Raw genomic sequence first — 21,146 nt, 5'->3', positions numbered from 1 at the left:
ATAAAGTTGGAAAGGATACCGACTTTTTTGCTCATGCCTTTTTTTGTGCTGTTGAATCTATTCTTGATATTTACAATTTAATATTTGGGAGGAAACTTTTATGTGGAAAAAGTTTTTCGGTCAGCTGCAACGTATTGGTAAAGCATTAATGCTTCCAGTTGCAATCTTGCCAGCAGCAGGTTTATTGCTTGCTTTAGGAAACGCTTTTCAAGGTGACGCTTTACAACATCTATTGCCATTCATTCAAGCAGATGGTTTTCAAAATGTTGCCAAAATGATGGAAGGAGCCGGCGGAATTATCTTTGATAATTTAGCGATTATCTTTGCACTCGGTGTAGCAATTGGTTTAGCATCCGGTGATGGTGTTGCAGCCATTGCAGCATTTGTCGGTTTTATTGTTTTAAATAAAACAATGGGCATGTTCTTAGGAGTAACACCTGAAAAAGCAGCAGATGCTGCAACAGGATTTGCGAATGTATTAGGTATTCCAACACTGCAAACAGGCGTGTTCGGCGGTATCATCATCGGTGCATTGGCAGCATGGTGTTATAACAAGTTCTATAACATTTCGTTGCCAAGTTATTTAGGGTTCTTTGCAGGTAAACGCTTCGTACCGATTATGATGGCAACTTGTTCGTTTATTTTAGCTTTCCCGATGGCGATTATTTGGCCGTCAATCCAAGGGGGATTAAATGCATTTAGTGAAGGATTATTAGCTTCTAATACAGGTCTTGCCGTATTCTTATTTGGTTTCATTAAACGTTTATTAATTCCATTCGGTCTGCACCATATTTTCCATGCACCGTTCTGGTTTGAATTCGGATCATATAAAAATGCAGCAGGACAAATTATTCATGGGGACCAACGTATCTTTATCGAACAAATACGTGATAATGTACCTTTAACATCAGGTAAATTCATGCAAGGTGAATTCCCAGTAATGATGTTCGGTTTGCCAGCAGCAGCCTTAGCTATTTACCAAACCGCTAAGAAAGAGAATAAAAAAGTTGTTGCAGGTTTGATGTTATCAGGGGCTTTGACTTCATTCTTAACAGGTATTACTGAACCATTAGAATTCTCATTCTTATTCGTAGCACCTTTATTATTCTTTATCCATGCTGTCTTAGATGGATTATCATTCTTAATTTTATACTTATTAGATCTGCATCTCGGTTACACCTTCTCAGGTGGTTTCATCGACTTCTTCTTACTAGGCATCTTGCCGAATAAGACACACTGGTGGATGGTTATCCCTGTAGGATTGGTTTATGCAGCGATTTACTATATTATCTTCCGCTTCCTTATCGTTAAATTCAACTTCAAAACACCTGGACGCGAAGATAAAGAAGTGAAATCATCAAATGTTGCAGCCAGCGAATTGCCTTTTAAAGTATTAGATGCAATGGGCGGCAAAGAAAATATCAAACATTTAGACGCTTGTATCACGAGATTGCGTGTTGAGGTTAACGATAAAGCTAAAGTAGACGTTGAAGAGTTGAAAGACTTAGGTGCTTCAGGAGTACTTGAAGTCGGCAATAACATGCAAGCAATTTTCGGACCGAAATCCGATCAAATTAAACATGATATGCAGCAAATTATGGATGGTAAGATTACGTCTCCAGAAGAAACAACAGTCACTGAAGAAGGCGATAAAGAAACAGCAGAAATCGCTGCAGCAGGCGGTGGCGTTGTTTATGCACCGATTAAAGGTGAAGTAGTCGATATCACAGAAGTGCCTGATAAAGTCTTCTCTGAAAAAATGATGGGTGACGGAATCGCAATCAAACCAGAAACAGGTGAAGTCGTAGCGCCGTTTGACGGAGTAGTTAAAATGGTCTTCCCGACAAAGCATGCGATTGGTTTAGAATCTAAAGATGGAATCGAACTACTGATTCACTTTGGTTTAGAAACAGTTAAACTAGAAGGTCAAGGCTTTGATATTCTTGTGAAAGAAAATGAAAATATTGTCTTAGGACAACCATTAATGAAAGTAGATTTAGATTACATCAAAGAACATGCAGATAGTACAATTACACCAATTGTGGTGACAAATTTAAATGGCCGTGCAATGGAAGTATTGCAACATGGTGAAGTGAAACAAGGCGACAAAGTGATTTTAGTAAAATAATTCACTGAAAAATACCTTTCGCACTTCATAATATATACGGCTAAAAACTACACATGTCTTTACTTGTGAAGGATTACCGACACGAACAGGAATCTAGATTCTCTAGTTTTCTTGTTCGTGTTTTTTTAGAATATACATCTTAGGAGGAGACAATGAAAAATCTATTGAAAATATTTTTCGGTCAATTACAACGTATCGGGAAGGCATTAATGCTGCCAGTTGCAATTTTGCCAGCCGCTGGTATTTTATTAGCATTTGGTAATGCGATGCATAATGAACAAATTTTACATTTTGCGCCATGGATGGAGCATCATGTGATTCAGCTTATCAGTCAAATTATGGAAGTATCCGGACAAGTGATTTTTGATAATTTGCCTTTACTCTTTGCAATGGGTACAGCTTTAGGTTTAGCGGGCGGTGATGGCGTAGCAGGTATTGCTGCTTTGGTCGGTTATTTGATTATGAGTGCGACAATGGGCAAGGTTGCAGGCATCACTATTGATGACATTTATTCATATGCAGAAGGTGCCAAAACATTAGGACAATCTGCTAAAGATCCTGCGCATGCATTGATTTTAGGTATACCAACACTACAAACGGGAGTTTTCGGGGGGATTATTATCGGGGGATTAGCAGCTTGGTGCTATAACAAATTTTACAATATCCAGCTCCCTCAATTTTTAGGATTCTTTGCAGGTAAGAGATTCGTGCCGATTATTACTTCACTTGTGGCAATCTTAACAGGGATTGTATTGAGCTTTGTTTGGCCGCCAGTACAAGAGGGTTTGAACGCTTTATCTAATTTCTTGTTAGGTAAAAACTTAGCACTGACAACCTTTATCTTCGGAGTTATCGAACGTGCGTTGATTCCTTTCGGCTTACACCACATTTTCTATGCACCATTCTGGTTTGAGTTCGGACACTATGTCAACGAAGCGGGCAATCTCGTTCGTGGAGACCAACGTATCTGGATGGCACAATATCAAGAGGGTGTACCATTTACTTCAGGTGCTTTTACAACAGGTAAATATCCATTTATGATGTTTGGTTTGCCTGCAGCAGCCTTTGCAATTTATCGTCAGGCTAAACCTGAACGCCGTAAAGTGGTTGGCGGTTTGATGCTATCTGCAGCCTTGACTGCATTTTTAACAGGTATCACTGAGCCTTTAGAATTCTCATTCCTATTTGTAGCGCCGATTCTTTACGTGGTACATGTAATTTTAGCAGGTACTTCATTCTTAATTATGCACTTATTACACGTTCAAATCGGTATGACTTTCTCAGGCGGCTTTATCGACTACATTCTTTACGGATTGCTATCTTGGGATCGTTCTAATGCCTTATTAGTCATTCCAGTCGGTATTGCGTATGCCTTTATTTATTACTTCTTATTTACATTCTTAATTAAAAAGTTAAACTTGAAAACACCTGGGCGTGAAGATAAAGAAGTTGAGAATAAAGACGTTTCTGTCAGTGAATTGCCATTTGAAGTTTTAGCAGCGATGGGTCATAAAGAGAACATTAAACATTTAGATGCTTGTATTACGCGTTTACGTGTAGAAGTCAGAGATAAAGAATTGGTTGATGTGGAAAAATTAAAACAACTCGGTGCTTCAGGCGTGCTGGAAGTCGGTAATAACATGCAAGCGATTTTCGGACCGAAATCTGATCAAATTAAACATGATATGCAGCAAATTATGGATGGAACTATATCCTCTCCAGCCGAAACTACGGTTACTGAGGATGGTGATCTTGAGACAGCTGAGATTGTCGCTGAAGGCGGTGCTTTGGTTTATGCGCCGATTACTGGAGAAGCGGTGGCTTTAAGTGAAGTGCCTGATAAAGTCTTCTCTGAAAAAATGATGGGCGACGGAATCGCAATCAAACCAGAAACAGGAGAAGTCGTAGCACCGTTTGACGGCACAGTCAAAATGGTCTTTCCGACAAAACATGCGCTTGGTTTAGAATCTAAAGATGGAATCGAACTCCTGATTCATTTTGGTTTAGAAACTGTTAAATTAGAGGGAGAAGGATTTGAAATCTTAGTGCAAGAAAATGAACCGATTATTTTAGGTCAACCATTAATGAAAGTAGATTTAGATTATATCAAAGAACATGCTGATAGTACTATCACACCGATAATTATTACAAATACAGGAAGCGCAAATATTGAAGTCTTGCATTCGGGAAAAGTAGAACAAGGTGAGAAGTTAATTTTAGTAAATCATTAGAAGAGATATAATTTGATAAGAGAGATTGGGAAATGAATAAAATTTCCAGTCTCTCTTTTTAATTGACGGTTTCTTTTTGAATAGCAGTGGTAAAATATATAAGTAAAACAAGTATTTTAGCATTATAAGTTTCTTTTTTAACAAAGAAGCGATAAAATATGTTTAATTAAGCACAAGGAATGGTGAATAATATGGCAAATAACGATAAGCCACAGCGTTTCTCACTGAGCGAAACGCGCTTTATGAAATTTATCGGGGGCAAGAATTTGTTATTTGGCTTAGTCATGTTGATACTTATCGGTATCGCTATTTTTATTTTTGATAAAGTCTCTTACATATTCCAGCCTTTTGTAATTATTTTTAATACGATAGCCGCACCGGTTATTTTAGGATTAATTCTCTTTTATCTCTTTAATCCTATCATTAACATTATGGAACGTTATCGTATCCCAAGATTATGGGGAATTATCATCTTATATTGTGTCGCTGTAGCAGTCATTGCATTGATTGTTAACTTATTAATCCCGGTTATTGGAGGTCAAATCAAAACATTCAGTCATCACGTACCGCGCTATGTTGATAAATTTAATGACATTGTTGATCGAGTGACGAGCATGTCGAGAGGCACAGGGTTCTCAAGCTTTTATGGTCAGATTCAAGACCAATTAGATAAATTTGCGAAAAAAGTGCCTGGTATGGTTTCGGATTATTTTGATGGCTTCGGAACAAAAGTGATGTCGTTTGCGGAAGCGGTTGTTAATGTCGGAGTAGTTTTAGTTACGACACCCTTTGTACTCTTCTTCTTCTTGAAAGACGGTCATCACTTTAAAGAAATGGCAATTAGAATTGTACCGCCGAAATTCCGTCAAGACTTTCATGAAATAATTGAAAGTATGAGCTTACAGGTTGGTTCTTACATTCAAGGTCAAATGTTTGTATCATTATGTATCGGTATTCTGCTATTTATCGGATATTCGATTATCGGATTAGATTACAGTTTAGTGCTTGCATGTATCGCAGCAGTAACAAGTGTAGTTCCTTATTTAGGGCCTACCATTGCGATTTCACCCGCGATTGTCATGGCATTGATTACTTCACCGATTATGTTATTGAAACTCGTAATTGTGTGGACTTTGGTACAATTCTTTGAAGGACACTTTATTTCACCAAATGTCATGGGCAAAACATTAAAAGTACATCCGTTAACGATTATTTTCGTACTTTTATGTGCTGGAAATTTATTAGGTATTGTCGGTGTTATCTTAGCAATACCAGGATATGCTGTCTTAAAAGTACTAGTGATGCACCTCTTTGATATCTTCAAACGTCGCTATAACCGCTATTACGGACAAGATTCAGAGCCTTATGAAGTTGAGAATGAAGAATGGAAAGATAATCCTAACAACGAAGTACGTTAATACAAGCAATCAAACAGGCATGACACTATTGTTAGGTGGTTATGTCTGTTTTTACGTTTTGAATCGCTTACGGTTGTGGTATATTTTTACTAAGTAAGTCGATATTATTTGCTGGTTAATGAGTTAAATAATTAAAGAATAACTAAAAAATATCAATTAAGAATTGAGTGAAAAAATGTCAAAAGAATTAAAAGGTCGCTTGTTCACCATAGCGAAAATCGTTTTTGCTACAGTTTTATTTATCGTTGTAGCTACTATTTTGTATAGAGAAATTGCGCACATGGATTTTAAAAAGGCTTTTATTCTCTTTGAAAAATTGAATAGGGTACAGTTGACAGGTGTGTTTGCCATCGGTGCCGCATCTATTTTACTGCTCAGCTTTTATGACTTTATAATGGTTCGCACACTGAAGTTGACGATACCATTAGGGAAGATCTTCAGAATTAGTTATATTATAAATGCCTTGAATTCTATTATTGGATTTGGTGGATTTATCGGCGCAGGTATGCGTTTGGCAGTTTATAGAAATTATACTAAAGATACAAAGACATTGATGCATTACATTTCGTTAGTCTTGCTATCAATGTTGACAGGATTGAGTTTCCTATCGATTTTGGTAGTCACACATATCTTCAATGCATCTCATTTGTTATATCGCTATCCTGCTGTACATATTATGATGTATGTCGTGGCACTATTCTTACCGGCATTTATCATTTTTACCATCAAGAAGCCGGTTCAACAGAATCATCGGTTAACAGGTGTTTATCTTACGATGGTTTCAGCGGTTGAATGGATTGCTGCTAGTACAGTATTGTACTTTTCATTGCGTGTCGTCCATTTAGATGTGCCGTATACTTCAGTGATTGGTATCTTTATTATTGCTGCCATAGCAGGCTTGATCAGTTTCATCCCTGGCGGATTCGGGGCCTTTGATGTCGTGATTTTAGTAGGCTTGAAACATCTAGGCTTACCAGAAGAAAAGATATTGCTAGGTCTCTTAATGTATCGTTTTGCTTATTACTTTATACCGTTGCTTATTTCAATGATATTATCTATCTTTGAATTTGGTACTTCTGCCAGACGCTACATTGAACAATCCAGATATTATACACCGGCAAAAGAAGTCACTAGTTTCTTATTTTCTTATCAAAAGGCTGTCGTTTCTAAGATTCCCTCGTTATCTTTAGGAATTTTAGTCGCTTTTACCAGCTTGATGTTCTTATTAAATAATGTATCGATTATTTATGATGGATTATATGATCCTAATCACATGTTTTACTATATTATTGTGACGATTCATACGAGTGCTTGTTTAATTTTAATGTTAAATGTACGAGGGATTTTTAAACAAAGCAGACGTGCCATTTTATTTGCGTTATTCGCGATTATTATCATTTTTGCAATTACCTTGTATATGAATACATCGGTATTGCTGATGTTTTGGCTTGTAGTTCTTTTCGCATTGTTGGTTTATTCATTCAATAAAACACCGATTTTGAAACGCCCGCTTCGACTGCGTCATATTGTCGCTATGTTTTTTGTCAGTGCAGGTATGCTGATTTTAAATCATTATATTATTAAATTAGTGTTGAATGCGTTAGATGCATACAAGATGGAATTAGATAATTCTCTCTTACGTTATTATTTATGGTTGACAGCACTCGTCATTTTTATCCTTGTGGCATTTATTGTCTGGTTATTTGAACAAGCGTATTCTAAAGAACGTCCGCAACCAGATTTCGAACGTTGTACAGAGATTATCCAGCAATACGGCGGCAACTATTTAAGCCACCTTATCTATAGTGGGGATAAAGAAGTATTTATGGATGAATCTGAAGAAGCATTTGTGATGTACCGCTACAAATCCAATGCTTTAGTTGTACTTGGAGACCCTATCGGTAATCCGGAACGTTTCCACCATTTATTAGAGACGATTTATGATTATGCAGTGAAGATGGGCTATGAAGTGATTTTCTATCAAGCGAGCGATCGTTATATGCCGTTGTATCATGATTTCGGTAATCAGTTCTTTAAATTAGGGGAAGAAGCGGTAATTGATTTAACGACCTTTACGACTTCAGGTAAGAAACGCAGAGGCTTTAGAGCGACTTTGAATAAAATTGCTGATCAAGAGATTCAATTTGAAATTATAGAACCGCCATTTTCACCGGAATTGATGAAACAACTGAAACATGTCAGTGATGCATGGCTGGATGGAAAAAATGAAATGCATTTTTCAGTCGGCCAGTTTACAGACAGTTATATCTCTAAAGCACCGGTCGGTATCTTAAAAGAAAAAGACGGCAGAATTATTGCCTTCAGCAGTTTAATGCCGACGCATTATAATGATTCATTCTCTGTAGACCTTATCCGTTGGCTCCCTGACGTTGATTTACCATTGATGGATGGTTTATACCTCCATCTGCTGTTATGGGGCCAAGAACACGATTATAAGGCATTCAACATGGGAATGGCGACCTTATCTAATGTTGGACAAACAGAGTTCTCTTATTTGAATGAACGTATCGCAGGTCGCATATTCGAAAACTTCAACAATTTATATCGCTTCCGCGGATTAAGACAATACAAAGAAAAGTTCAAACCTCATTGGGAACCGAGATACTTAGTGTATTCTAGACATAGTTCACTATGGCAGAATATGTTGAAAGTACTGCGTGTCATTCGTTCTAAACAATAGAATACGAAAAAAGGAAACCTGATTGTCTGAAAGCTCGGCAATCGGGTTTTTATTTTTAAGAGCGCGCTAAGTCAGTGTATTTCAACAAGCGAATTCTAAATTAATTTCTGAAAAATGAGAATAGTCTGTTGACAAGAGGAAAGATTAGTTTTATACTCTGATTAAATTATATAAAACTTATCCAGAATGGTGGAGGGACTGGCCCGACGATACCAGGCAACCTATTTAAGTTAGGTGCTAATTCCAGCAGGTGAAGACCTGAAAGATAAGAGATTTAAAGTCTATCTTTTCAGGTAGGCTTATTTTTTATGTTAATAAGGGGGAAATAGAACATGACAAACGATTTTAAATTTGAAACATTGCAATTACACGCAGGACAGGTGGTAGATCCTACTTCGCATTCGAGAGCAGTTCCGATTTATCAAACGACATCTTTTACATTCGATGATACGCAACATGCGGCAGATTTATTTGGTTTAAATGCATTAGGTAATATTTATTCTCGTTTAACGAATCCAACTGTGGCAGTCTTTGAAACACGTGTTGCGGAATTAGAAGGCGGCGTTGCAGGGGTAGCAGTAGGTTCTGGTATGGCGGCTATTACGTATGCTGTGCAAACAGTGGCTGAAGCAGGAGATTACATTGTAGCAAGTTCTACTTTATATGGCGGTACATATACTTTATTCAGTCATACTTTGCCTAAGTACGGTATTGATGTTTCTATTGTGGACAGCAAAAACTTTGATGAAGTTAAAAACGCCATTAAAGATAATACTAAAGCTATTTATATTGAAACAATCGGTAATCCTGAAGGTAATGTAGAAGATGTAGAGAAATTAGCAGAAATTGCGCATGAAGCGGGAATCCCATTAATCGTGGATAATACTTTTGCTTCTCCATATTTATTCAGACCTTTAGAACATGGTGCGAATATCGTAGTACATTCAGCTACTAAATTTATTGGCGGACATGGGACATCTATGGGAGGCGTCGTAGTAGATGGCGGCAACTTCGATTGGAAACAAAATGACAAGTTCCCTGGTTTGACTGAACCTGATGCATCTTATCATGATTTAGTATTTGCGGATGCCTTTGGTGAAGCTGCTTTAGCATTCAAAATCAGAACGACGTTGTTACGTGACACAGGCGCTTGTCTGTCTCCTTTAAATGCTTTCTTACTCCTCCAAGGATTAGAGACGTTATCTTTAAGAATGGAACGTCATGTTGAAAATGCTGAAAAGGTTGCTAAGTTCTTAGATAATCACGACAAGGTAGAATGGGTGAAATACGCAGGACTTCCTTCTAGTGAGTACTATGACTTAAAAGAAAAATATCTTCCTAAAGGTGCATGTTCTATTTTCACTTTCGGTGTTAAAGGCGGTTATGAGGCAGGCATTAAATTTATCGAGTCGTTAGAATTATTCTCATTGCTTGCGAATGTAGGCGATGCGAAATCATTAGTGATTCATCCAGCTTCTACGACACATGCTCAATTAACTCCAGAGGAACAACTGACTGCAGGCATTACTCCTGAAACTATTCGTATTTCTGTAGGTCTTGAACATATTGATGATATCATTAATGACTTGGAAAAAGGATTAGAAGCGATTTAACATGTTATTTACGAATAAAATTCCTATACTGCCTATATTACAAGAGGAGCACATCGATTTTGCAAATCACAGAATCAACGATGGTTTAAATCTCTTGATTGTTAATTTAATGCCGGTAAAAGAAGATGCAGAAAGACAACTGCTGCGATTGCTTGGACAAACGGATCATCCGATTAATATTGATTTTATCTATCCAGTGACTCATCAAAGCCGAACTTCTTCAAATGTGCATGCGGAGCAGTATTATCAGGAATTTGATGATATCAAGGATCATTATTATGATGGTTTAATTATGACAGGAGCACCTGTTGAACATCTTGATTTTTCTGAAGTAGATTATATCGAGGAATTAAAGTCTATCTATGAGTGGTCAGAAACTCATGTGAAACAACGTCTATTTATTTGCTGGGGTGCACAATTTGCTTTGAATTATCGTTACGGTATTCACAAAAGAATGTTTCCTGAAAAATTAACGGGAATTTACCGTTATCATATTATGCAAGCCCATCCAGTATTGTGCGAGATTCCTGAATATATTATTCCGCAATCTCGCGGTTCCTTCATGGATCCTTATGAGGTGATGGAGGAAGCGGATTTAGATGTGGTTACCTATAGTCCTTATACCGGAGTGGATTTCATTTCTAATAAAGGTCAGACTGATTTATATATCGGTGGCCACTTTGAATATGAGCCAGAGACGTTGTTGAATGAGTATCAGAGGGATAGTGAGAAGAATGGGGAAGCGGCTGCTAAACCTAAGAATTATTTCCGAGGAGAAACGCTCACACCACTTCCTGCTTATTGGATTCCTTATGCTCAGCAACTCTTCCAAAATTGGGCCGATATGATGGAAAAAAATAGATGGAATCATGATGAAATTAATATTTCAGGATGATAATAGAATGTTTATAAATATAAAAATGGTAAGCGGAACTAATTGTTTAGTCCTGCTTACCATTTTTTTGCTGTTTGATTGCTTCGCGTTGTGCTTCTTCTTCAGCAAAACGTTCCGGATTCTTTTTGTAAAAATCTTGGTGATAGTCTTCTGCTTTGTAGAATTCAGATACTGGCAATACTTGTGTTGCAATCGCCTTATGATGATTAATAGTAGATTTTAATTCCTCGATATACTGTTCTGCTGTTTCTTTTTGATCTTCGTTAGTATAGAAGATAGCAGTACGGTATTGATTACCGCGATCTTGATATTGGCCCTCTGAATCAGTAGGGTCGATGACAGAAAAGAAAATTTCTAATAATTTATGATAAGAAAATAGCGCAACGTCATATTCTACTTTCACCGTTTCTAAATGTCCTGTATTTCCTTTTTTAACTTCTTCATAAGTCGGATTTTCTACTGTGCCACCCATATAACCTGACGTTACTTTTTCAATACCATCATACGAATCAAAAGGCTTGGTCATACACCAGAAACATCCGCCTGCAAAGTATGCAGTGTTGATATTCATGCTATCTACCCTTTCTTTGTCTGAGACCTTAGTACTATTTGTTCATAAAATACTTGATTTTTAAAAGGAAATTATATAACTTTAGTATGTATTAATTATATTACATAGACTGTCAATTTTGAAGATATAAGGTTGGGAAAAAATGACTGAAGAAGATAATAATAAAGAAAATTATAAACGAAGCAGTGGTAGTCCGCCTCCTCCACGTAAGAAAAGAATGAAGAAAAAAATACGTAAACTGCCATTCATTCTGCTGGGTCTGTTGATTATCTTGATCGTATTTATTGTGTATGCTGTGTCTGGTTATAAAAGCGGTATCGATTATGCGAAAAAGCATAATTCAAATATGAAAGTTCAAAAGTTTAATGGTCCCGTTAAAAATGACGGGAAAATTTCTATCTTACTATTAGGCGCTGATAAATCTGATGGTGGTAAATCTCGTACAGATTCTATTATGGTCGCTCAATATGATTATATTCATAAGAAAATGAAAATTGTTTCGGTCATGCGTGATACGTATGCTAAGATTCCAGGATACAGAAATTATAAAATTAATGCAGCTTATTCACTAGGCGGCCCTGAATTATTACGGAAAGCTTTAGTAGAAAACTATGGTATTAACCCAGAGTATTATGCGGTTGTCGACTTCAAAGGTTTCGAAAAAATGATTGATGAGTTAGCGCCGGATGGTGTACCGATAGATGTTGAGAAGGATATGTCTGAGCTCATTGGCGTTTCATTGAAAAAAGGGCATCATAATTTAAATGGTAAAGAATTGCTGGGCTACGCTCGTTTCCGTCATGACGCAGAAGGTGACTTTGGGCGTGTGCGCAGACAACAGCAAGTGATTCAAGCACTTAAACAAGAAATGACCAAACCTGGTGCGGTATTCAAATTGCCGAAAGTAGCAGGTATATTAAGAGGTTATTTAAATACTAATATTCCAGATTCTGCCTTGATTCAAACGGGTGTCAATTTCGGTATCAGAGGAGATAAAGACGTTAAAACATTAACTGTACCGATGAAAGGGACTTACCAAGATATTCAAACAGCGGAAAGCGGCAGTGCTTTAGAAGTAGATAAGCCGAAAAATAAAAAAGCCATTCAGGAATTCTTAAAAGATAATTCTGATTCTAAAAAAGAGGATACGAAAAAGAAATAGTCAAAAAGTAAGCCCGGAAAATTGTTTCTGATTTTCCGGGCTTACTTTTATTTTGATTACTGATCTGATTTTCTGACGCCGCCGACACCATAATGTGTAGGTTTCATTTCTTCTAATACTACGCTGATAGCATTGCGGTCTGCTTTAGTTGTTCTTTCTACAGCATCTGTTACTTCTTTGACTAGGTCTTTCAATTGTTCATCAGAACGTCCTTCAATTAATTTAATGTTCACTAATGGCATGTGAACCCCTCCTTTTGTTTAATTCATAGTTATTATAGCATTTTTTAAATGGTTGTATTCAAAATTTGTATGCTAAATTTTAGAACATTTGTTCCCTTTTATATTGAATAAGAACAAATGTTCGTATATAATAGAAATATCAAATGGCGGGGGCGATAATATGTATGATTATCATTTGTTAGAAGATAGAGACATCTTATGTATTGACCAAAAAAGTTTCTTTGCAAGCGTGTCATGTATATCTAAAGGACTCGATCCTATGACTACAAAATTAGCAGTTGTAGCAGATACAAAGCGGCAGGGGTCTGTAGTATTAGCTGCTACACCACCGCTTAAAGCTATCGGTATTAAAACAGGTTCAAGATTATTTGAAATACCGCATCGGAATGATATTTATATTATTAATCCAAGTATGCGCAAGTACCTGGACGTATCTATTATGATTTCCAAAATTGCTTTGCAATATGTACCACCAGAGGATTTACATCAATATAGTATTGATGAGTTCTTTATGGATGTAACAGACAGCTATCATCGATTCAGCAGTACCTTACATTCTTTTTGTATTAAGCTGATGAAAGAGATTTATGATAAAACACAAATTTATTGTACTGTGGGAATAGGTTCTAATATGCTATTGAGTAAATTAGCAATGGATATTGAGGCGAAACATCAACCGAATAGGATGGCAGAATGGCGTTACCAAGATGTGCCTGAGAAATTATGGAAGATAAAGCCGCTTAATAAGTTTTGGGGTATCAATAAGCGTACAGAAAAGAAATTAAATAAGCGCGGTATTTTTACCATTGGAGATTTAGCACATTATCCTCATCGCTATCTGAAAAGGGATTTCGGTATTAAAGGAATTGATTTGCATTTACACGCACATGGTATCGATCAAAGTAAAATTCGAGAGAAATATAAGACCACTAATCCTTCTATCTGTAAAAGCCAAATTCTGATGCGAGATTATCACTATGAAGATGCAAAAGTGGTGATGCAAGAATTGATAGAAGATGTAGCGATGCGTGTGCGCTTACGCAAAATGCGTGCGCGAACGATTCATTTTGCGTTCGGTTATAGAGATGGCGGCGGGGTGCATAAGCAATTCACTCTACAAGAACCGACTAATTTAGATAAAGAGATTTGGAAGATGGTCGAAAAATGGGCAGATAAGCTTTGCGATAGAGATTTATTGTATCGTACTTTAAGTATTTCTTTAACTCAGTTTGTTCCTGAAGGTGTTCAGCAATTGAATCTTTTCGTAGATGAATATGAAAGAAAACGCAGTGAGGCTCTAGCAAAGACTATCGATCAATTACAACAAAAATACGGGAAAGGAATTGTATCTAAAGCAGTATCTTATACAGATGCCGGAACGAAATATGGTCGTCTCGGGCTGATGGCGGGGCATAAAATGTAAAAAGGGAGCGGGGACAGAAATAATTTTTAATTAAAAGTATTTCGTCTTCCCGCCCCGACAAAGCTAACTAGAATAGAAAAAAGCTTGGAACAAGCGCATTTTCTGTACAGATAGCTACTGCCAGTACAAAGAGAAGAGCTGAGACATTATTATGGCCCAACCTCTGACTGGATACTATTTAAAGACTGTAAGTATCAAATTCATGTAAATATTTAATACCTAATTCACGATCTTCAGGGGATTTGAAGCTGATACGTAAGGCGCCATAAATATCTTCGCGGACTTCTACAATATTTATGTTACTTATAGAAATGTTATGTAAACTCAAGATAGAAGTTACTTTGCTGATCATACCAGGTTCGTCAGGGACATCAACATACAATTCATAAGAACTAGACACAGCACCGGGCGTTTTGGAAGGTAATTGATTTCTGTAGTCACGTGCTTGTTCGAAAAATTGGAAAACACCTTCATTATCATCATTTTCAATTTGTTGTGCAACTTTAGTTAATTGCGCTTGCCATTCGTGTATACCATCCAAAATGTAAGATTTATTTTCATGCATAATATCTCTCCACATTTCTGGACTGCTGCTAGCAATCCGCGTAATATCACGAAAACCTCCAGCAGCTAATTGTTGAACTAAAGGAGAGTCTTGCTGATGATCCCGGCTTAAGTTAACAAGCAAAGCTGCAGCAATATGCGGAATATGACTGACAATACTCGTTACAAAATCATGTTCAGAAGGGGAGGTTGCAATTATTTTAGCACGTGTAGCTTGTAACAGCGCCTCGACTTTTGCAGATGCTTGATCGTTTTCTGGTTCTGAATGCACAAGAATATAATATGCATTTTCAAACAAGTTCTTTTTAGCATTTAAAATACCTGATTTATGACTTCCGGCCATTGGATGACCGCCGACTAAATGAATTTGCTGTTCTTTTAATAACTGCTTTTCAAATTGCTGTATTGTACCTTTGGTGCTTCCAGTGTCTGTTACAATTAATCCTGGTTTAGTATCAATCTCTGATAAGTTTTTTAAATACTGAACTGTTTGTTGGACAGGGGTCGCATAAATGATAATATCCGCTTCAGACGCCGCTTCTTGATAGTTTTCAACTTTTTGATCAATTAAACCAATAGAAAGGGCTTTGTCTAATTGACTTGCATTTGCATCATAAGCTGAAATTAAGATATCATCTTGATAATACTTAAGATTGCTTGCTAAACTGCCGCCAATTAAACCTAGACCTACAAATAATACATTTTGTGTCAAAAGACTCACCTCTGTCAAAATTTTCAGAATAGCGTTATTATAAAGTAAATTATAGGATGAAGCAACTAGAATAAAGCGAATTCAATTTCTATTTTCAAATTAAATCGTTACAATGAATGTAAGGAGGAGTTTTCATGACAAAGAATATTTTAGAAACAATTAAAACTTTAACTGAAATACCGAGTCCATCAGGCGATGCATACAAAGCAATTGATTACGTCAAGGATTATGCAGAATCATTAGGTTATCCAACTTGCGTAACTAATAAGGGCGCTTTGATGATTACTGTAAAAGGGGAAAATGATGTCGAACAGCGTTGCATTACAGCTCACGTAGATACATTGGGCGCTATGGTAAAAGAAATTAAAGAAGATGGCCGTTTAGCAATCGATTTAATCGGAGGCTACGCATTTAATGCAATTGAAGGTGAATATTGTACGATTCATACTGATTCCGGCAAAGAGTACACTGGAACAATCTGTATGCATGAAACTTCTGTGCATGTTTATAAAGATAACCAAAATATTCCAAGAAACCAAGAGCATATGGAAGTACGTATCGATGCTGTTACGCATAATGACGAAGATACACGCAAACTAGGAATTGAAGTCGGAGATTTTATCAGTTTGGATCCTAGAACCGAGATTACCGAAAATGATTTTATTAAATCACGTCATCTAGATGATAAAGCAAGTGTAGCGATGATTATGGATTTCTTGAAGGAAAATAAAGAAAACGGAAAAGAATTACCTTATACAACACATTTCTATATTTCAAATAACGAAGAAATCGGTTATGGAGCGAATGCTTCCATCCCAAGTAAAGTTGTTGAGTACATCGCGTTTGATATGGGTGCTTTAGGGGACGGTCAGACTTCTGATGAATACACGGTTTCTATTTGTGCCAAAGATGCTTCTGGTCCTTATCATAAAAAATTACGTCAACATCTCACACGTCTTTGCGAAACTAACAATATTCCATATAAAGTAGATATCTATCCATATTATGGTTCGGATGCCTCAGCAGCATTACGTGCAGGAGCGGATGTCAAACATGGCTTGTTCGGAGCAGGTATTGAATCTTCACACGCCTTAGAACGTACACACATTACTTCAATTGAAGCGACACAGGCGCTCTTGAAGGCATATATCTTCTCTGAAATAGTAGAAGACTAGTGACTAAGTGTAAGTTTTTTGTAAAGATGACAGAAAATTTAGAGTTGAGTGTTGACATTCCATAAAACCACGTGTAACATACTAAATACATTATTAAAAAATTAAAAGTAAACGTAGCTGATATGTTTTGTAGCACACAGAAAACTGATGGCGGATGTAAATCAGTACAGCATATTATGTGAATTGGGGCTTTTAAGAAATTGTTTAAACTTTAATATCAGAATGAGAACATTTTAAATGTTGAACTAAGGTGGCACCGCGGTAACACGTCCTTATTGGGAATAGTGTTATTGTGGTGTTTTTAATTTTTACAAAGAAAATACAGCGATGAGATAAAATGAAGTAGATCAGCAGGTAAGAGCTTTCAGAAAGTTAGTGGTTGATGTGAACTAACCTCTCTGTTGAACGAATTGGGTTTTATTGGAAGCTGCAAATTGAATCAGGAAATGAGTGAGCAGTTGTGAAGAACTGCTAACATAGGTGGTACCGCGCAGAAGCGTCCTTGTCGAATGAATACAAGGGCGCTTTTTTGTCGTCGAAAGGAGAGAATAAGTAAATGGAAGTTGTATATGAGAGATTGAATGCAGATATTACGCCAGAAGCATTGGCGCAATTAAGAGATAAAAAAATCATCCTAGAAAGTGCCAGTCAAAATAAAACTAAGGGTAGATATTCAGTCGTCGCATTTGATATTTATGGTGATGTGATACTTACAGAAGATAAATTAACGATACGCACGCCTAAAGAAACAATTACTGAAACAGAGGAACCGTATCAAAAGTTAAAAGCATACGTGCAAAAGTATTACGCAGAAGTGGAAGATGAAAATTTAAAAGATTTGCCTTTTATTTCAGGATTTATAGGATCTTGCAGTTTTGATTTAGTCAGACATGAGTTTCCAGTGTTAAAACGCCGTGAAATTCACACAGATCCAGAACAAGCTGATGTGAAATTAAATATGATTGAAAATGTTTATGTATTTGATCACTATAAAGAATACTTATATGTCATCTCTACTAATCTATTCTCAAATGAAGAGAGAGGCGAAATCGAACAAAGAGTTCAAAACCAAGTGCAAGCATTGCAAGATATTGTCTTATATCAACCGGATACTTCTTTTAAAGCAAGTCAGAAAGAAATAATTCCGAATATTCCTGATAATCAGTTTATTCAAACAGTTTCGAAATTCAAACAGCTGATTACAGAGGGCGATATGTTCCAAGTCGTACCTTCAAGAATTTATCGTTATAAGCATGAATTTGGAAATAAACTGCAGCCTCTGTCTTATCAACTTTATCGAAGATTGAAGAGACAGAATCCAAGTCCTTATATGTATTACTTGAATATTGAAAATCCAATCATTGTCGGCAGTTCACCAGAAAGTTTTGTGAAAGTGAAGAATAACGAAGTTGTTACAAATCCGATTGCAGGTACCATCAAACGTGGTGCCACAGTTGAAGAAGATGAAGCCAATGCAGCTCAATTGCTGAATGATGAAAAAGAATTAAGTGAACATCGTATGCTGGTCGATCTTGGACGCAATGATATTCATAGAGTCAGCCGAACAGGTTCTTCTAAAATCGAAAAATTAATGGAAATTGAGAAATATGAACACGTCATGCATATTGTCAGCGTAGTAACTGGACAACTCAAAGAAAAAATTTCTCCAATGGACATTATTGCAAGTCTCTTACCGACTGGAACAGTTTCAGGCGCACCGAAGTTGAGAGCGATTGAGCGTATTTATGAAGTACATCCTTATAAACGCGGTGTTTATAGCGGCGGAGTAGGTTACATTAATTGCAACCATGATTTAGATTTTGCTTTAGCCATCCGTACAATGTTGATTGATGATACTTACGTAAATGTCGAAGCCGGCTGCGGAGTTGTTTATGACTCAGTTCCTGAAAAAGAATTACAAGAAACGTTATTGAAAGCTAAAAGCTTATTGGAGGTTACGCCATGATTTTGATTATAGATAATTATGATTCATTCACCTATAACTTAGTAGATATCGCAGCAGGATTAACAGACGTTATCGTAAAATATCCAGATGACCCATCAGTATTTGATTTGAATCCAGACGGTATCATTATCTCACCAGGGCCTGGTCATCCAGAAGACACTGATGATTTGAAGAATATTATTGATCACTATCATGACTTGCCAATCCTAGGTATTTGTTTAGGCTCGCAAGCACTGACTTGCTATTACGGCGGAAAAGTCATTCAAGGTAAAACTGTACTCCACGGTAAAATCGATACCATGCACCAAGTTCAACCGACAGTCTTATATCAAGATTTGCCAGATGAATTTGATATTATGCGCTACCATAGTTTAATTAGTGACCCGAATCATTTTCCAGAAGCGTTGAAGATTACAGGTGAAACAGCTGATTGTATTCAGTCTTTTGAGCATACGCAATATCCGCATTACGGCATTCAATACCATCCTGAATCCTTTGCAACAGAGCATGGTGCAGATATCATTAAAAATTTCATTCATATTGTAGAGAAAGGGGCACATCGCCATGACACTTATTCAAAAAATTCAACAACAAAAGAACTTAACGCAGCAAGACATTAATGAATTTATTCAAACATTAATTGACCCTGATATCGTTAATGAAGATAAAGCAGCTTTGCTGTCAGAGTATACTAAAAGACCTTTGAATCAAGTAGAAGTGACTTATCTGGTACAAGCTATGATTCAAACGATGTACCCAGTACAACCGGTTTATCCTCAAGCCATGTGTGTATGTGGAACAGGCGGCGATAAATCTAACAGCTTCAATATCTCTACAACCGTTTCCTTTGTAGTTGCTGCAGCAGGCGTCAACGTCTTGAAACATGGTAATAAGAGTATTACTTCCGCTTCAGGCAGTACTGATTTACTTAACAAAATGGGAATCGCGCCTACACTTGTACCTGATGTGGAAGCGACAATGAATAGCAAAGGTTTGGCTTTCTTGAATGCTACTGATACGTATCCTGTAATGAAACATATTCAACCTATTCGTAAAATGATGGATGGCCCGACAATATTCAATATTCTGGGCCCGATGATTCATCCGTATCGTTTGGATTATCAAGTTGTAGGGGTCTACAATCCAGACTTCGCTCAAGCTATGGCTGAAACACTTTACGATTTAGGTCGAAAAAAAGCGATTGTGCTGCACGGCGCAAATGGTATGGACGAAGCCACATTATCCGGAGACAATTTGATTTACGAAGTAAACCAAGATACAGGCGTAACATCTTATTATCTCAATGCTGAAGATGTTGGTCTAACACCAGCAGCGAACGATACGTTACGAGGCGGCACACCAGCAGAAAATTTAGAAATCACTTTAGATATCCTGACAGGCAAAGATCATTCCAGCAAACGAGATGTAGTCGTATTGAATGCGGGTATTGCTTTATATGTATCAGAAAAAGCAAATTCGATTAAAGAGGGCATCCAATTTGCGCAACAATTGATAGATGAGGGCAAAGCCTTTGAACAATACAAAAATACAGGAGGCCAAGTGTATGACCATATTGGATGATATTGTCGCATACAAAAAAGAATTATTAGAAGACGGCTATTATGATGATTTACTAAGAAGTTTGCCATTTACAGATGTCAGATATAAGAAAAAATTAAGTACGCGACTCGCTGAAAGAGACCACTTATCCGTAATCGCGGAAATTAAATCGAAAAGCCCTTCGGTACCTGTGTTACCGAATCGTGATTTATCGAAGCAAGTGAAAGAATACGAAGAATACGGGGCTCAAGCAATTTCAGTACTGACAGACGAATATTATTTCGGAGGCAGTTACGAAAGACTCAATCAACTGACTCAAGAAACATCGTTACCTGTACTATGCAAAGATTTTATGATTGAACCGATTCAAATTGATGTAGCATATAAAGCAGGTGCATCAGTTATCCTGCTTATCGTCAACATTTTAACTGATGAGCAAATGCATGAATTATATCAATACGCTAAATCATTAGGATTAGATGTATTGGTAGAGGTACACAGCAAACAAGAATTACGGCGAGCTTATGATTTACATCCTGAAATTATCGGGGTTAACAATCGAGATTTAACGCGATTTGTAACGAATGTTGAACATACGAATGAAATATTAGAACATAAGCGCAAAGGATTCTACTATATCTCAGAAAGCGGCATTCACAATAAAGAAGATGTGGAAAAAATTGTCGGTTCAGGAATAGATGGCATTTTAGTAGGAGAATCACTTATGAAATGTGATAATCTGGCAGAATTTTTACCAAGCTTACAATTAAAAAAGGAGTGAGGTT

16 protein-coding genes and 1 riboswitch are annotated in these 21,146 nt (G+C 36.9%); of the genes, 13 read left to right on the top strand and 3 right to left on the bottom strand.

The annotated features are described in order from the left end of the window. Nucleotides 1–100 precede the first annotated feature (100 nt). The 6 genes from ptsG (CKV71_RS07640) (at nucleotide 101) to CKV71_RS07615 (ending at nucleotide 10,986) form a co-directional block, all read left to right on the top strand. A complete protein-coding gene (gene ptsG, locus CKV71_RS07640) occupies nucleotides 101–2,128 on the top strand; it encodes a glucose-specific PTS transporter subunit IIBC (protein ID WP_095105426.1) in 2,028 nt (675 codons plus the stop codon). Nucleotides 2,129–2,280: 152 nt separating this feature from the next. Beyond that, on the top strand, nucleotides 2,281–4,359 hold the full coding sequence (ptsG, locus tag CKV71_RS07635; protein ID WP_095105425.1) for a glucose-specific PTS transporter subunit IIBC: 2,079 nt from the start codon (nucleotides 2,281–2,283) through the stop codon (nucleotides 4,357–4,359). Between the two features lie 191 nt (nucleotides 4,360–4,550). Beyond that, the gene (locus tag CKV71_RS07630) at nucleotides 4,551–5,777 is read left to right on the top strand and encodes an AI-2E family transporter (protein ID WP_186824432.1); all 1,227 of its coding nucleotides are present in this window, start codon (nucleotides 4,551–4,553) and stop codon (nucleotides 5,775–5,777) included. Nucleotides 5,778–5,952: 175 nt separating this feature from the next. Then, nucleotides 5,953–8,478 (top strand): bifunctional lysylphosphatidylglycerol flippase/synthetase MprF, encoded by a 2,526-nt coding sequence (gene mprF / locus CKV71_RS07625; RefSeq protein ID WP_095105422.1) that lies wholly within the window; start codon nucleotides 5,953–5,955, stop codon nucleotides 8,476–8,478. A gap of 174 nt (nucleotides 8,479–8,652) precedes the next feature. Then, nucleotides 8,653–8,750, top strand: a riboswitch (SAM riboswitch). Between the two features lie 60 nt (nucleotides 8,751–8,810). After that, on the top strand, nucleotides 8,811–10,091 hold the full coding sequence (locus CKV71_RS07620) for an O-acetylhomoserine aminocarboxypropyltransferase/cysteine synthase family protein (RefSeq protein WP_095105421.1): 1,281 nt from the start codon (nucleotides 8,811–8,813) through the stop codon (nucleotides 10,089–10,091). A 1-nt stretch (nucleotide 10,092) separates the two neighbouring features. Further along, nucleotides 10,093–10,986, top strand: a complete 894-nt coding sequence (locus CKV71_RS07615; RefSeq protein WP_095105420.1) for a homoserine O-acetyltransferase/O-succinyltransferase family protein — start codon at nucleotides 10,093–10,095, stop codon at nucleotides 10,984–10,986. Between the two features lie 46 nt (nucleotides 10,987–11,032). On the opposite strand, the gene msrA is transcribed toward CKV71_RS07615, so the two are convergent. Continuing rightward, nucleotides 11,033–11,557, bottom strand: coding sequence for a peptide-methionine (S)-S-oxide reductase MsrA (gene msrA / locus CKV71_RS07610; protein WP_095105419.1), 525 nt, complete (start codon nucleotides 11,555–11,557; stop codon nucleotides 11,033–11,035). 142 nt (nucleotides 11,558–11,699) lie between these two features. Between msrA and CKV71_RS07605 the strand changes: the two genes are divergently transcribed. After that, a complete protein-coding gene (locus tag CKV71_RS07605) occupies nucleotides 11,700–12,719 on the top strand; it encodes an LCP family protein (protein WP_095105417.1) in 1,020 nt (339 codons plus the stop codon). Nucleotides 12,720–12,775: 56 nt separating this feature from the next. Here CKV71_RS07605 and CKV71_RS07600 read toward each other — a convergent pair whose 3' ends face one another. After that, nucleotides 12,776–12,961 carry a 2-hydroxymuconate tautomerase gene (locus CKV71_RS07600; RefSeq protein WP_047131142.1) on the bottom strand — a complete coding sequence of 62 codons (186 nt, stop codon included), beginning with the start codon at nucleotides 12,959–12,961 and terminating at the stop codon, nucleotides 12,776–12,778. 160 nt (nucleotides 12,962–13,121) lie between these two features. Here CKV71_RS07600 and CKV71_RS07595 point away from each other — a divergent pair, with 160 nt between their 5' ends. After that, nucleotides 13,122–14,384 (top strand): Y-family DNA polymerase, encoded by a 1,263-nt coding sequence (locus tag CKV71_RS07595; RefSeq protein WP_095105416.1) that lies wholly within the window; start codon nucleotides 13,122–13,124, stop codon nucleotides 14,382–14,384. 178 nt (nucleotides 14,385–14,562) lie between these two features. Here the strand turns inward: CKV71_RS07595 and CKV71_RS07590 are convergent, their stop codons facing one another. Next, nucleotides 14,563–15,660, bottom strand: coding sequence for a prephenate dehydrogenase (locus CKV71_RS07590; RefSeq protein ID WP_095105415.1), 1,098 nt, complete (start codon nucleotides 15,658–15,660; stop codon nucleotides 14,563–14,565). A gap of 134 nt (nucleotides 15,661–15,794) precedes the next feature. Here CKV71_RS07590 and CKV71_RS07585 point away from each other — a divergent pair, with 134 nt between their 5' ends. The 5 genes from CKV71_RS07585 (at nucleotide 15,795) to trpC (ending at nucleotide 21,142) form a co-directional block, all read left to right on the top strand. After that, nucleotides 15,795–16,835, top strand: coding sequence for a M42 family metallopeptidase (locus tag CKV71_RS07585; RefSeq protein ID WP_095105413.1), 1,041 nt, complete (start codon nucleotides 15,795–15,797; stop codon nucleotides 16,833–16,835). Nucleotides 16,836–17,391: 556 nt separating this feature from the next. After that, complete coding sequence (locus CKV71_RS07580) at nucleotides 17,392–18,801, top strand: anthranilate synthase component I (protein WP_095105411.1); 1,410 nt, start codon at nucleotides 17,392–17,394, stop codon at nucleotides 18,799–18,801. Next, nucleotides 18,798–19,421 (top strand): anthranilate synthase component II, encoded by a 624-nt coding sequence (locus CKV71_RS07575; protein WP_095105409.1) that lies wholly within the window; start codon nucleotides 18,798–18,800, stop codon nucleotides 19,419–19,421. Before CKV71_RS07580 ends, CKV71_RS07575 begins: the two co-directional genes overlap by 4 nt. Next, a complete protein-coding gene (gene trpD / locus CKV71_RS07570) occupies nucleotides 19,366–20,382 on the top strand; it encodes an anthranilate phosphoribosyltransferase (protein WP_095105407.1) in 1,017 nt (338 codons plus the stop codon). Before CKV71_RS07575 ends, trpD begins: the two co-directional genes overlap by 56 nt. Beyond that, the gene (trpC, locus tag CKV71_RS07565) at nucleotides 20,366–21,142 is read left to right on the top strand and encodes an indole-3-glycerol phosphate synthase TrpC (protein ID WP_095105405.1); all 777 of its coding nucleotides are present in this window, start codon (nucleotides 20,366–20,368) and stop codon (nucleotides 21,140–21,142) included. Before trpD ends, trpC begins: the two co-directional genes overlap by 17 nt. The last annotated feature ends 4 nt before the right edge of the window (nucleotides 21,143–21,146 follow it).

It is taken from the genome of Staphylococcus piscifermentans, assembly GCF_900186985.1.
GTDB lineage: Bacteria > Bacillota > Bacilli > Staphylococcales > Staphylococcaceae > Staphylococcus > Staphylococcus piscifermentans.
This window is presented reverse-complemented; position numbering and strand designations above follow the sequence as displayed.